Raw genomic sequence first — 407 nt, forward strand, 5'->3', positions numbered from 1 at the left:
AAAACCATCAACGTTACTGTTTCTAGCGTCAATGACGAGCCGAGCATTACGATCGCCTCAACCTTGACCACAGACGAAGACAACAACCAAGCGCTCAGCTTCAGCTACAGCGATGTCGACGGCGATACGGTCACCGCAACGGAGAAATCCGCACCGAGTCATGGTGAGATAGCGATTAACGGCACGGACATCGTCTACACACCAACGGCTAACTACAACGGTAACGACAGCTTCACCATCACTTTGACCGATGGCAGCGGCTATACGGTGGACAAAACCATCAACGTTACTGTTTCTAGCGTCAATGACGAGCCGAGCATTACGATCGCCTCAACCTTGACCACAGACGAAGACAACAACCAAACGTTGAGTTTCAACTTTAGCGATGTCGATGGCGATACGGTCAC

At 50.9% G+C, this 407-nt stretch carries 1 protein-coding gene; it reads left to right on the forward strand.

Annotated elements, in window-relative coordinates; all coding sequences use genetic code 11:
- Positions 1-407, forward strand: a 407-nt coding sequence (locus TZ48_RS20395; protein ID WP_239671014.1) for an Ig-like domain-containing protein, incomplete at both ends; no start/stop codon positions are given.

The organism is Vibrio variabilis, from assembly GCF_003263785.1.
Taxonomy (GTDB): domain Bacteria; phylum Pseudomonadota; class Gammaproteobacteria; order Enterobacterales; family Vibrionaceae; genus Vibrio; species Vibrio variabilis.